This window comes from Streptomyces violens (genome assembly GCF_000717745.1).
In the GTDB taxonomy this organism is placed as follows: domain Bacteria; phylum Actinomycetota; class Actinomycetes; order Streptomycetales; family Streptomycetaceae; genus Streptomyces; species Streptomyces violens.
On sequence record NZ_JOBH01000002.1, the window covers coordinates 409,101 to 421,399 of the forward strand.

At 71.0% G+C, this 12,299-nt stretch carries 11 protein-coding genes; 1 reads left to right on the forward strand and 10 read right to left on the reverse strand.

What is annotated here, in order from left to right; translation table 11 throughout:
* Nucleotides 1-14: 14 nt before the first annotated feature.
* The 6 genes from carB to pyrR all read right to left on the reverse strand — a co-directional run bounded on the left by carB (nucleotide 15) and on the right by pyrR (nucleotide 7,978).
* A complete protein-coding gene (carB, locus tag IF04_RS0105160) occupies nucleotides 15-3,323 on the reverse strand; it encodes a carbamoyl-phosphate synthase large subunit (protein ID WP_030251578.1) in 3,309 nt (1,102 codons plus the stop codon).
* On the reverse strand, nucleotides 3,316-4,458 hold the full coding sequence (gene carA, locus IF04_RS0105165; protein WP_030251580.1) for a glutamine-hydrolyzing carbamoyl-phosphate synthase small subunit: 1,143 nt from the start codon (nucleotides 4,456-4,458) through the stop codon (nucleotides 3,316-3,318). Before carA ends, carB begins: the two co-directional genes overlap by 8 nt.
* Nucleotides 4,455-5,054 (reverse strand): PH-like domain-containing protein, encoded by a 600-nt coding sequence (locus IF04_RS0105170; RefSeq protein WP_030251583.1) that lies wholly within the window; start codon nucleotides 5,052-5,054, stop codon nucleotides 4,455-4,457. Before IF04_RS0105170 ends, carA begins: the two co-directional genes overlap by 4 nt.
* Nucleotides 5,051-6,337 carry a dihydroorotase gene (locus tag IF04_RS0105175; RefSeq protein ID WP_030251587.1) on the reverse strand — a complete coding sequence of 429 codons (1,287 nt, stop codon included), beginning with the start codon at nucleotides 6,335-6,337 and terminating at the stop codon, nucleotides 5,051-5,053. The genes IF04_RS0105170 and IF04_RS0105175 overlap by 4 nt, the downstream gene beginning before the upstream one ends.
* Nucleotides 6,338-6,339: 2 nt before the next feature.
* Nucleotides 6,340-7,308, reverse strand: a complete 969-nt coding sequence (locus IF04_RS0105180; RefSeq protein WP_030251591.1) for an aspartate carbamoyltransferase catalytic subunit — start codon at nucleotides 7,306-7,308, stop codon at nucleotides 6,340-6,342.
* Nucleotides 7,309-7,402: 94 nt separating this feature from the next.
* A complete protein-coding gene (gene pyrR / locus IF04_RS0105185) occupies nucleotides 7,403-7,978 on the reverse strand; it encodes a bifunctional pyr operon transcriptional regulator/uracil phosphoribosyltransferase PyrR (protein WP_030251594.1) in 576 nt (191 codons plus the stop codon).
* A 221-nt stretch (nucleotides 7,979-8,199) separates the two neighbouring features.
* Between pyrR and bldD the strand changes: the two genes are divergently transcribed.
* A complete protein-coding gene (gene bldD / locus IF04_RS0105190) occupies nucleotides 8,200-8,700 on the forward strand; it encodes a transcriptional regulator BldD (RefSeq protein ID WP_030251597.1) in 501 nt (166 codons plus the stop codon).
* Between the two features lie 364 nt (nucleotides 8,701-9,064).
* Here the strand turns inward: bldD and nusB are convergent, their stop codons facing one another.
* The 4 genes from nusB to IF04_RS0105210 form a co-directional block, all read right to left on the reverse strand.
* Nucleotides 9,065-9,493 carry a transcription antitermination factor NusB gene (nusB, locus tag IF04_RS0105195; RefSeq protein WP_030251599.1) on the reverse strand — a complete coding sequence of 143 codons (429 nt, stop codon included), beginning with the start codon at nucleotides 9,491-9,493 and terminating at the stop codon, nucleotides 9,065-9,067.
* A 2-nt stretch (nucleotides 9,494-9,495) separates the two neighbouring features.
* Entirely contained in the window at nucleotides 9,496-10,062 is a 567-nt protein-coding gene (gene efp / locus IF04_RS0105200; protein ID WP_030251602.1) for an elongation factor P, read from the reverse strand.
* Nucleotides 10,063-10,130: 68 nt separating this feature from the next.
* A complete protein-coding gene (locus tag IF04_RS0105205) occupies nucleotides 10,131-11,258 on the reverse strand; it encodes an aminopeptidase P family protein (RefSeq protein WP_030251606.1) in 1,128 nt (375 codons plus the stop codon).
* Between the two features lie 118 nt (nucleotides 11,259-11,376).
* On the reverse strand, nucleotides 11,377-12,294 hold the full coding sequence (locus IF04_RS0105210) for an AAA family ATPase (protein WP_030251608.1): 918 nt from the start codon (nucleotides 12,292-12,294) through the stop codon (nucleotides 11,377-11,379).
* Between the last annotated feature and the right edge of the window lie 5 nt (nucleotides 12,295-12,299).

The window sequence follows — 12,299 nt, forward strand, 5'->3', positions numbered from 1 at the left end:
GATCGGCCGGCTGCTTAGTCGCGCGCCGCGGTCAGGTGCTCCGCGTGCTCCTGGAGGGAGCGCACGCCCACCTCGCCGCGGGAGACCGCCTCGATGCCCTGGACGGCGGCCGCGAGGGCCTGGACCGTGGTCAGGCAGGGCACGGAGCGGGCCACCGCCGCCGTACGGATGTCGTAGCCGTCGAGGCGGCCACCCGTGCCGTACGGGGTGTTGACGATCAGGTCGACCTGGCCGTCGTGGATGAGCTGGACGATGGTCTTCTCGCCGTTCGGGCCCTCGCCCTCGGACTGCTTGCGCACGACCGTGGCGTTGATGCCGTTGCGCTTGAGCACCTCGGCCGTGCCGGAGGTGGCCAGCAGCTCGAAGCCGTGCTGGACCAGCTCGCGGGCCGGGAAGATCATCGCGCGCTTGTCGCGGTTGGCGACGGAGACGAACGCGCGGCCCTTCGTGGGCAGCGCGCCGTACGCGCCGGCCTGCGACTTGGCGTACGCCGTGCCGAAGACCGAGTCGATGCCCATGACCTCGCCGGTGGAGCGCATCTCCGGGCCGAGGACGGTGTCCACGCCGCGGCCCTGCATGTCGCGGAAGCGCGACCAGGGCATCACGGCCTCCTTGACGGAGATCGGCGCGTCCATGGGGAGCGTGCCGCCGTCGCCGGTCTTCGGGAGCATGCCCTCGGCGCGCAGCTCGGCGATGGTCGCGCCCAGCGAGATGCGGGCCGCGGCCTTGGCGAGCGGTACCGCGGTGGCCTTCGAGGTGAAGGGCACGGTACGGGAGGCGCGCGGGTTGGCCTCCAGGACGTACAGGATGTCGCCGGCCATCGCGAACTGGATGTTGATCAGGCCGCGGACGCCGACGCCCTTGGCGATGGCCTCCGTGGAGGCGCGCAGCCGCTTGATGTCGAAGCCGCCGAGGGTGATCGGAGGCAGCGCGCAGGCGGAGTCGCCGGAGTGGATGCCGGCCTCCTCGATGTGCTCCATGACGCCGCCGAGGTAGAGCTCGGTGCCGTCGTAGAGCGCGTCGACGTCGATCTCGATGGCGTCGTCGAGGAAGCGGTCGATCAGGACCGGGTGCTGGTCGATGAGACCGGCGTGGCGCAGGAGGTACTCGCCGAGCGAGGGCTCGTCGTAGACGATCTCCATGCCGCGGCCGCCGAGCACGTACGACGGGCGCACCATGACCGGGTAGCCGATCTCGGCGGCGATCTTCTTGGCGTCGTCGTACGAGAAGGCGGTGCCGTACTTGGGCGCGGGCAGGCCGGCCTCGGTGAGCACGCGGCCGAAGGCGCCGCGCTCCTCAGCGAGGTCGATGGCCTCGGGCGAGGTGCCGACGATCGGCACGCCGTTGTCCTTGAGCGCCTGCGCGAGGCCCAGCGGGGTCTGGCCGCCGAGCTGCACGATGACGCCCGCGACCGGGCCCGCGGCCTGCTCGGCGTGCACGATCTCCAGCACGTCCTCGAGCGTCAGCGGCTCGAAGTACAGACGGTCGGAGGTGTCGTAGTCCGTCGAGACGGTCTCCGGGTTGCAGTTGACCATCACGGTCTCGTAGCCCGCGTCGCTGAGCGCGAAGGAGGCGTGGACGCAGGAGTAGTCGAACTCGATGCCCTGGCCGATGCGGTTCGGACCGGAGCCCAGGATGATCACCGCGGGCTTCTCGCGCGGCGCGACCTCGGTCTCCTCGTCGTACGAGGAGTAGAAGTACGGCGTCTTCGCGGCGAACTCGGCGGCGCAGGTGTCGACCGTCTTGTAGACCGGGCGGACGCCGAGCGCGTGCCGGACCTCGCGGACGACGTCCTCGCGCAGCTCGCGGATCTCGGCGATCTGGTGGTCGGAGAAGCCGTGCCGCTTGGCCTCGGCGAGGATCTCGGGGCCGAGCTTGTCGGCGGCCGCGATCTCGTCGGCGATCTCCTTGATCAGGAAGAGCTGGTCGACGAACCACGGGTCGATCTTCGTGGCGTCGAAGACCTCCTGCGGGGTGGCCCCGGCGCGGATGGCCTGCATGACGGTGTTGATCCGGCCGTCGGTCGGGACCTGCGCCGTGGCCAGCAGCTCGGCCTTGTCGCCGGGCTCGCCGGCGAAGGTGAACTGGCTGCCCTTCTTCTCGGTCGAGCGCAGCGCCTTGTTCAGCGCCTCGGTGAAGTTGCGGCCGATCGCCATGGCCTCGCCGACCGACTTCATGGTCGTGGTCAGCGTGGCGTCGGCGGCCGGGAACTTCTCGAACGCGAAGCGCGGCACCTTGACCACGACGTAGTCGAGCGTGGGCTCGAAGGACGCCGGGGTCTTCTCGGTGATGTCGTTGGGGATCTCGTCCAGCGTGTAGCCGACGGCGAGCCGGGCGGCGATCTTGGCGATCGGGAAGCCGGTGGCCTTCGAGGCGAGCGCGGAGGAGCGGGAGACGCGCGGGTTCATCTCGATGACGATGACCCGGCCGTCCACGGGGTTGACCGCGAACTGGATGTTGCAGCCGCCGGTGTCCACGCCGACCTCGCGGATGATCGCGATGCCGACGTCGCGCAGGATCTGGTACTCGCGGTCGGTCAGCGTCATCGCGGGCGCGACGGTGATCGAGTCGCCGGTGTGCACGCCCATCGGGTCGAAGTTCTCGATGGAGCAGACGACCACGACGTTGTCGTTCTTGTCGCGCATCAGCTCCAGCTCGTACTCCTTCCAGCCGAGGATGGACTCCTCCAGGAGCACCTCGGTGGTCGGGGAGAGCGTGAGGCCCTGGCCGGCGATGCGGCGCAGCTCCTCCTCGTTGTGCGCGAAGCCGGAGCCGGCGCCGCCCATGGTGAAGGAGGGGCGGACGACGACGGGGTAGCCGCCGAGCTCCTCGACGCCCTTCATGACGTCGTCCATGGAGTGGCAGATGTACGAGCGCGCGGACTCGCCGTGGCCGATCTTCTTGCGGACCTCCTCCACGACCTCCTTGAACAGGTCGCGGTCCTCGCCCTTGTTGATCGCCTCGACGTTGGCGCCGATGAGCTCGACGCCGTACTTCTCCAGGACGCCCTGCTCGTGCATGGAGATCGCGGTGTTCAGCGCGGTCTGGCCGCCGAGCGTCGGCAGCAGCGCGTCGGGGCGCTCCTTCGCGATGATCTTCTCGACGAACTCGGGGGTGATCGGCTCGACGTACGTGGCGTCGGCGATCTCCGGGTCGGTCATGATCGTCGCCGGGTTGGAGTTCACCAGGATGACGCGGAGGCCCTCGGACTTGAGGACGCGGCACGCCTGGGTACCGGAGTAGTCGAACTCGGCGGCCTGGCCGATGACGATCGGGCCGGAGCCGATGACCAGGACGGACTGGATATCGGTGCGCTTAGGCACGCTGGCCCTCCATCAGGGATACGAAGCGGTCGAACAGGTAGGCGGCGTCGTGCGGGCCGGCCGCCGCTTCGGGGTGGTACTGGACGCTGAAGGCCGGCCGGTCGAGGAGCTGCAGCCCCTCCACCACGTTGTCGTTCAGGCAGACGTGGGAGACCTCGGCGCGGCCGTAGGGGGTGTCGGAGACCTTGTCGAGCGGCGCGTCGACGGCGAAGCCGTGGTTGTGCGCGGTGACCTCGACCTTGCCGGTGACGCGGTCCTGCACCGGCTGGTTGATGCCGCGGTGGCCGTACTTCAGCTTGAAGGTGCCGAAGCCGAGCGCGCGGCCCAGGATCTGGTTGCCGAAGCAGATGCCGAACAGCGGGGTCTGCCGCTCCAGCACGGCCTGCATCAGCGCGACCGGGTGCTCGGCGGTGGCCGGGTCGCCCGGGCCGTTGGAGAAGAACACGCCGTCCGGCTCGACCGCGTAGATGTCCTCGACCGTGGCGGTGGCGGGCAGGACGTGCACCTCGATGCCGCGCTCGGCCATGCGGTGCGGCGTCATGCCCTTGATGCCCAGGTCGATCGCGGCGACGGTGAACTTCTTCGTACCGATCGCCGGGACGACGTACGCCTCTTCGGTGGCGACCTCGGCGGAGAGGTTCGCGCCCTTCATCTCGGGGGCCTGGCGGACCTTGGCCAGCAGCGTGCCCTCGTCGGGCAGCGCGTCGCCGGAGAAGATGCCGACGCGCATCGCGCCGCGCTCGCGCAGGTGGCGAGTGAGCGCACGGGTGTCGACGCCGCTGATGCCGACGACGCCCTGGGCGCTCAGCTCGTCGTCCAGGGTGCGGACGGAGCGCCAGTTGGAGGGCACCCGGGCGGGGTCGCGGACGACGTAGCCGGAGACCCAGATCTTCTTGGACTCGGGGTCCTCGTCGTTGACGCCGGTGTTACCGATGTGCGGGGCGGTCATGACGACCACCTGGCGGTGGTAGGAGGGGTCGGTCAGGGTCTCCTGGTAGCCGGTCATGCCGGTGGAGAACACCGCCTCGCCGAACGTCTCCCCCACGGCCCCGTAAGCACGGCCGCGGAAGCTGCGGCCGTCCTCCAGGACGAGTACGGCGGGAACCTTCCCGGTTCCCCTGGTGGAGGTCGTCATCGTGCGCCTTCCGTTTCGGTGGTCGTGCTGGTCAGCGCCTCGTTGCGCTGGATGGTCTCATTGAGTGCGGTCACCCACGCGGGGTGCTCGGCGGCCCGGTCGGAGCGGAAACCGGAGTCGATCTCCTTCTCGCCCAGCCGCCAGGTGATCACCAGCAGGCCGCCCTCGGGCAGGACCTTGCCGGCGATGCCCTTGTCCAGGCGGGCGCCGCGGAGGTCGGCGGCGGGGACGAAGAAGTCCTGCGCGCCGGGCCGTACGACGTCCACGCCCTGGTCCGTGAGGGTGACCTCGGCGCGGCTGCGGGTACCGAGCCCGCGGGCCACGATCCGGTCGAGCCACTGCCCCGCGGTGGTGGAGCCGTGGTACCGGCCGCTCATCGTCAGCCGCGGCTCGCCGGGCTCCTCGGGGGTCTGCGGAAGCTCGGGCAGGTCGCCCTGGAGCGTGCCGCGCCACTTCCAGCCCTCGCGCATCAGCCAGTACAGCAGCGCGACGAAGAGCAGCAGGCCGACGACCCAGCCGATCCGCGCGGGCCAGTTGGTGACCTCCGCGGACTGCTGCTCGGCAGCCAGGGAGATCAAGGTCAGATGAGGTGTCACGCCAGCTTCCCGTCCACGACCGTTGCCCGGCCCCGCAGGAAGGTGTGGGTCACGCGGCCCGGCAGCTCACGGCCCTCGTACGGGGTGTTCCGGCTGCGGGAGGCGAACCCTGCGGGGTCCACAGCTCCACGGTAAGCGGAATCGACCAGGGTGAGGTTGGCGGGCTCGCCGACCGAGACGGGGCGGCCGTGGCCCTCCAGGCGGCCGATGACCGCGGGCCGGAAGGACATCCGGTCGGCGACCTGCGCCCAGTCCAGCAGGCCGGTGTCGACCATCGTGTGCTGGATCACGGAGAGGGCGGTCTCCAGGCCGACCATGCCCATGGCCGCCGCGCCCCACTCGCAGTCCTTGTCCTCGTGCGGGTGCGGGGCGTGGTCGGTGGCCACGACGTCGATCGTGCCGTCGGCCAGCGCCTCGCGCAGGGCCATGACGTCGCGCTCGGTGCGCAGCGGCGGGTTGACCTTGTAGACGGGGTTGTACGTGCGCACCAGCTCGTCGGTGAGGAGGAGGTGGTGCGGGGTGACCTCGGCGGTCACGTCGATGCCGCGGGACTTGGCCCAGCGGATGATCTCGACGGAGCCGGCGGTGGAGAGGTGGCAGATGTGCACGCGGGAGCCGACGTGGTCGGCGAGCAGCACATCGCGGGCGATGATCGACTCCTCGGCGACGGCCGGCCAGCCGCCCAGGCCCAGCTCGGCGGAGACGATGCCCTCGTTCATCTGCGCGCCCTCGGTGAGGCGCGGCTCCTGGGCGTGCTGGGCGACGACGCCGTCGAACGCCTTCACGTACTCCAGGGCGCGGCGCATGATCACCGCGTCGTCGACGCACTTGCCGTCGTCGGAGAAGACCCGGACGTTGGCGGCGGAGTCGTGCATGGCGCCCAGCTCGGCGAGCTTCTTGCCCTCCAGGCCGACGGTGACGGCGCCGACGGGCTGCACGTCGCAGTAGCCGGACTCCTTGCCGAGCCGCCAGACCTGCTCGACGACGCCGGCGGTGTCGGCGACCGGGAAGGTGTTGGCCATGGCGTGTACGGAGGTGTACCCGCCGACCGCGGCGGCCTTCGTACCGGTCAGCACCGTCTCGGAGTCCTCGCGGCCCGGCTCGCGCAGGTGGGTGTGGAGGTCGACCAGGCCCGGCAGCAGGATCCTGCCGTCCGCCTCGATGACCTCGGCCCCTTCGGCCTGGAGGTTCTGGCCGACCTCGGCGATGGTCTCGCCGTCGATCAGCACGTCCTGCGCCTCGCCACCGAGGACCTTCGCACCGCGAATAAGAGTCTTGCCCATGATTACTTGTTCTCCTCGGTGGAGCTGGTGGTGAGGGCGGGCTCGTTGCCGCCCAGAAGCAGGTACATGACCGCCATGCGGATGCTGACACCGTTGGTGACCTGCTCCACGGCGGTGCAGCGCGGCGAGTCGGCGACCTCGGCGGTGATCTCCATGCCGCGGTTCATCGGGCCCGGGTGCATGACGACGGCGTGCTCGGGCATCCGGGCCATCCGGTCGCCGTCCAGGCCGTACCGGCGGGCGTACTCGCGCTCGGTCGGGAAGAACGCGGCGTTCATCCGCTCGCGCTGGACGCGGAGCATCATGACCGCGTCGGACTTGGCGAGCACGGCGTCCAGGTCGTACGAGACCTCGCAGGGCCAGTTCCCGACGCCGACCGGGACGAGCGTGGGCGGCGCGACGAGGGTGACCTCGGCGCCCAGCGTCGTCAGCAGGTGGACGTTGGAGCGGGCGACGCGGCTGTGCAGGATGTCGCCGACGATCGTGATGCGACACCCGTTCAGGTCGCCCTCGCCGCCCGCCAGCCGGCGGCGCATCGTGAAGGCGTCCAGGAGGGCCTGGGTGGGGTGCTCGTGGGTGCCGTCGCCGGCGTTGATCACCGAGCCGCCGATCCAGCCGGAGGTGGCCAGGCGGTGCGGCGCGCCGGAGTCGTGGTGCCGTATGACGACGGCGTCGGCGCCCATCGCCTCCAGGGTCAGCGCGGTGTCCTTCAGCGACTCGCCCTTGGAGACGGACGAGCCCTTCGCGGAGAAGTTGATGACGTCCGCGGAGAGGCGCTTGGCGGCGGCCTCGAAGGAGATGCGGGTGCGGGTGGAGTCCTCGAAGAAGAGGTTGACGACGGTGCGCCCCCGCAGGGTGGGGAGCTTCTTGATCGGCCGGTCGGCGACCCGGGCCATCTCCTCGGCGGTGTCGAGGATCAGGACGGCGTCATCGCGCGAGAGATCGGCGGCCGAGATGAGGTGGCGCTTCATCCGGGTATCTCCGTGAGTGAGGCAGGTGTACGGGAATGTCCGTCGAGCGGGCATGGGTACGCACCCGGGCACACCGGGTCCGTATCGGAATGCGCTAGCGCTCGCCGGCCGGGGTGGTCTGCTTGACGCCGAGCAGCACGGCGTCCCGGCCGTCCTCCTCGGCGAGCTGGACCTTGACCGTCTCCCGCAGCGACGTGGGGAGGTTCTTGCCGACGTAGTCGGCGCGGATCGGCAGCTCGCGGTGGCCCCGGTCGACCAGGACGGCGAGCTGCACGGCGCGCGGCCGGCCGATGTCGTTCAGGGCGTCCAGCGCGGCGCGGATCGTGCGGCCCGAGAAGAGCACGTCGTCGACGAGGAGGACCACGCGGCCCTCGATGCCGTCACCGGGGATGTCGGTGCGCGCGAGCGTGCGGGCAGGGCCCAGGCGCAGGTCGTCGCGGTACATCGTGATGTCCAGCGAGCCGACGAGGACCGAGCGGCCGGTGATCTCTTCGAGCTTGGCGGCGAGCCGGCGGGCGAGGAAGACGCCGCGGGTGGGAATGCCGAGCAGGACCACATCCTCGGCGCCCTTGGCGCGCTCCACGATCTCGTGGGCGATGCGGGTCAGCATGCGCGCGATGTCCGGGCCTTCCAGAACGGGGCGCGCCGGAGTCGCAGGTGTTGCGTCCATACGAAACGGACCTCCTTCTCCGCCTCACGGGACGGACCTTAAAGGACGTCGGATTTACCGCATTCACGGTACCAGGGGCCCAGCCATCGACCGTAAGCACCCCTGGCGGTCAGCGGTATGCCTCATTCGGCTTGACGAAGCCAAATTACGCTGCGTAACCTCACAGTGAGTTACCAGTCCGCGGCGGAGCCGCATATCGACACAGTTGTCTGGGGAGCTTTATGTCCAGCGAATACGCTAAACAGCTCGGGGCCAAGCTCCGCGCCATCCGCACCCAGCAGGGCCTCTCCCTCCACGGTGTCGAGGAGAAGTCCCAGGGCCGCTGGAAGGCCGTGGTGGTGGGCTCGTACGAGCGCGGCGACCGTGCCGTGACCGTGCAGCGCCTCGCCGAGCTGGCCGACTTCTACGGCGTGCCCGTGCAGGAGCTCCTCCCGGGCACGACCCCGGGCGGCGCCGCCGAGCCGCCGCCGAAGCTGGTGCTGGACCTGGAGCGGCTCGCCCACGTCCCGCAGGAGAAGGCCGGCCCGCTGCAGCGGTATGCCGCGACCATCCAGAGCCAGCGCGGTGACTACAACGGCAAGGTCCTCTCGATCCGCCAGGACGACCTCCGCACGCTCGCGGTCATCTACGACCAGTCCCCCTCGGTCCTCACCGAGCAGCTGATCAGCTGGGGCGTCCTGGACGCCGACGCGCGCCGCGCGGTCCAGCACGAGGACCTCTGAGCCCGGCGGGCCCACAGCAGAAACGAAACGCCTCGGGGCGGGAGCCAGCACGGCTCCCGCCCCGAGGCGTTGTCGTACCGGCCGGCGGGCCGGCCGGTCACCCCCCGCAGTCCACAGAGGCCCGAGGCGGCCCCTCAGAGGGCGTGCGCCGTCGCGGGGCGGAGCACTACGGGCGCAGCACGCCCGCGCGTTCAGGGCGCACGCTCACGGGCGGTGAGGGGCCCGCAGGGAGCGGGCTCGGGCCGGAGCCCCGAAAAACGGAGCCGGCCCAGAAAACGGCACCGCGGGCCCGGAGGCGGAAGCGGCAGAACCGTCTTCCGTCTCCGGGCCCGGTGGATGCGTGCGGGACCTGGCGGGGCGACCGTCAGGACCGGCGCAGGCTCGGCTTCATTTCCTTCAGGCGGCCGAGCATGCCGTTCACGAAGGACGGCGAATCGTCGGTGGAGAACTCCTTGGCCAGCTGTACGGCCTCGTCGATCACGACCGCGTCGGGGGTCGCGTCCACCCAGATGAGCTCATAGGCGCCGAGCCGCAGGATGTTGCGGTCGACGACCGGCATCCGGTCGAGCGTCCAGCCGACCGCGTACGTGGCGATCAGCTCGTCGATGCGCTCGACGTGGTCCGCGTACCCCTCGACCAGTTCGAGGGTGTACTCGTTGACCGGGGGCTGCCGGGTGTCGGTCCGGGCGTGCCGCATCCAGTCCGCGAGCACGGTCTGCACGTCGGCGCCGCGCTGGTCGGCCTCGAAGAGGATCTGGAAGGCGCGCTTACGGGCCTTGTTACGGGCAGCCACGGTTAGCTGTTCACCCGACCGAGGTACTCGCCGGAGCGGGTGTCGACCTTGATCTTCTCACCGGTGGTGATGAAGAGCGGGACCTGGATCTCGTAACCGGTCTCCAGCTTGGCGGGCTTGGTGCCGCCGGTGGAGCGGTCGCCCTGGACGCCCGGGTCGGTGTGCTCGATGACGAGCTCGACGGCGGCGGGCAGCTCGACGTAGAGGACCTCGCCCTCGTGCTGCGCCACGACGGCCTCGAAGCCCTCGATGAGGTAGTTCGCGGCGTCACCGACGGCCTTGCGGTCGACGTGCAGCTGGTCGTACGTGTCCATGTCCATGAAGACGAAGTAGTCGCCGTCCATGTACGAGAACTGCATCCCGCGCTTGTCGACGGTAGCCGTGTCGACCTTGACGCCGGCGTTGAAGGTCTTGTCCACCACCTTGCCGGAGAGCACGTTCTTCAGCTTGGTACGGACGAAGGCCGGGCCCTTGCCGGGCTTGACGTGCTGGAACTCGACAACGGACCACAGCTGGCCCCCTTCGAGCTTGAGCACCATGCCGTTCTTGAGGTCGTTCGTGGATGCCACGGTTGCGGTATCTCCTGGACTGCAGGTGGTGGGGACCCGGAAGACGCACGCTCCGAGCCCGTCAAGGCTCAGAGGGCGAGCAGCTCCTTGGTCGTGATCGTGAGTAGCTCTGGCCCGCCGTCCGCCTCGGGGCGGACGACGAGTGTGTCGTCGATCCGGACGCCGCCGCGGCCCGGGAGGTGTACCCCAGGATCGACGGTGACCGGCACGCAAGCGTCCAGTTTACCCATGGCCGCAGGTGACAGCTGAGGGTCCTCGGCGATTTCGAGCCCGACGCCGTGTCCGGTCCACGGTCCGAGGCCTTCTTCGTGGCCTCCGGAGGCCAGCACCTGGCGGGCCGCGCGGTCCACTTCGCGGCATTCGACGCCCGGTGCCAGTGCCTCCCGGCCGGCCCGCTGGGCTGCGAAGACAAGGTCGTACAGCTCGATCTGCCAGTCGGCGGGCGTGGTGCCGATGACGAACGTACGGCCGATCTCGCAACGGTATCCGCGGTAGTCGGCGCCCAGGCTCACGGTGAGAAAATCGCCCTCCTCGACCCGGCGGTCGGTGGGCAGATGGCCCGGGCGGCCGGAGTGCGGGCCGGTGGCGACGGAGGTCGGGAAGGCCGGGCCGTCCGCGCCGTGGTCGACGAGCCGGCGCTCCAGCTCCAGCGCGAGATGGCGTTCGGTACGGCCCACGAGGATCGATTCGAGCAGCTCGCCGAGGGCCTGGTCGGTGATCTCGGCCGCGATCCGCAGACAGGCGATCTCGTCCTGGTCCTTGACCAGCCGCTGCGCCTCCACCGCGCAGCCCAGGTCCGCCAGGCGCAGCTCGGGCGCGACGGAGCGCAGCGCGCGGTGGCGGGCCACGGTGAGGTGGTGCTCCTCCACGGCGAGCGCCAGGGCGCCGGACTTGGCGGCGAGGTCGGCGGCGGCGACGGCGGGGTCGCCGGTGTGCGCGGGCAGCAGGCTGATCCGGAGGTCCTCGGCGGGCCTGCCCTCCGAGGGGTCGCCGGTGGGCGCGCTGGGGCACAGCAGCGTGTCACCGCCGTCGTGCAGCAGCAGGGCCGCGCCGCGGGGGGCGCAGCCGGTGAGGTAGCGGATGTTGGCGGGGCTCGAAACGAGCGCCGCGGCGGTGTCGGTCGCGCCCGCGCCGGTGCCGACCGCGGCGTAGCGGTCACGCAACCGGGCGCGTCGGGTTGCGTACATGTCTGGCATGTACCGAGCGTACGGGTGCGATGGGCCTCGCGCCCTTTGAGCGCGTCTGTGGGGGTTTCGAGGCGGCTGGGAAGCGGGCGGCCGCGCCTTCGTGGGGCGGCCGCCACCGGTCAGCCCGTCACCAGGCCGGCGGGCTGGCCAGGCTGCGGGCCACGACCTCGTCGAGCATCCGGGCCGTGGTCGCCACGTCGTGGCTGGAGTTGTCGATGATCGGCAGGCCCGAGCTGTACCAGCCGGCCATCCGGCCGTGGATGCGGGCGACCTCCTCGTCGGTCAGCCGTCGGTTGCCGCTGCGCTGGGCGTTCCGTTCCAGGACGATCTCCAGGCCGGGGAGCAGCACCACGGGCAGCAGTCCCGGGCCCACGTGCCGCTTCCAGCCGCCGAGGCCGACGACCGGGCGGTCGGGGAAGACGGCGTCGTCGAGGATGCAGGAGATGCCGTTGGCGAGGAAGTTGCGCGCGGCGAAGCCGCAGGTGCGGCGGGCCAGGCGGTACTGCGCCTCGGAGTGGTCGTTCCAGCCCTGCTGGGGGTCGGCGAACCCGGCCCGTACCCATTCGCGTACGTCGTCCAGGCTGATGTGCGCCGTGGGCACCCGGCGGAGGTCGGCCCAGTGCCGGGCGACGCTGGTCTTGCCCGCGCCCGCGGGGCCGATGAGCAGCACCGCGACGGCGGTGTGCGCGGCGTCGGGGACCGTGCCGGGCGGCGGGGTGGGCAGCGCGACGGGATTGCCGTCGGGCAGCCGGATGTGGCCCGTGGACTCCGGGCGCGGCGTCTGCTGCGTTCCGGCCCAGCCCGCGGGCGCGCCCTGCGGTGGCGGGGGCGGACCGGTCGGGGCACCTTGCGGCGGCGGGGGCGGGCCGGTCGGCGCGCCGTGCGGCGGAGGCGGCGGGCCCGTGGGTGCCCCGTGCGGCGGCGCGGCCGGTGCCGGGGGCCGCTGCGGCCCGGAGGGTATGGAGCGGGCCTGGGGGTCGGTCCAGGTCGCGGCGCTGCCCGGCAGATGCGGCGGTGGCAGCGGAACCCCCCCTGGGTGCTGCATCCGGT

Excerpts from the sequence above, each read along its gene's own strand:
- carA (WP_030251580.1), bottom strand. The coding sequence starts at position 4,458 with ATGACGACCTCCACCAGGGGAACCGGGAAGGTTCCCGCCGTACTCGTC.
- IF04_RS0105175 (WP_030251587.1), bottom strand. The coding sequence starts at position 6,337 with ATGGGCAAGACTCTTATTCGCGGTGCGAAGGTCCTCGGTGGCGAGGCG.
- IF04_RS0105180 (WP_030251591.1), bottom strand. The coding sequence starts at position 7,308 with ATGAAGCGCCACCTCATCTCGGCCGCCGATCTCTCGCGCGATGACGCC.
- pyrR (WP_030251594.1), bottom strand. The coding sequence starts at position 7,978 with ATGGACGCAACACCTGCGACTCCGGCGCGCCCCGTTCTGGAAGGCCCG.
- bldD (WP_030251597.1), top strand. The coding sequence starts at position 8,200 with ATGTCCAGCGAATACGCTAAACAGCTCGGGGCCAAGCTCCGCGCCATC.
- IF04_RS0105205 (WP_030251606.1), bottom strand. The coding sequence starts at position 11,258 with ATGCCAGACATGTACGCAACCCGACGCGCCCGGTTGCGTGACCGCTAC.
- IF04_RS0105210 (WP_030251608.1), bottom strand. The coding sequence starts at position 12,294 with ATGCAGCACCCAGGGGGGGTTCCGCTGCCACCGCCGCATCTGCCGGGC.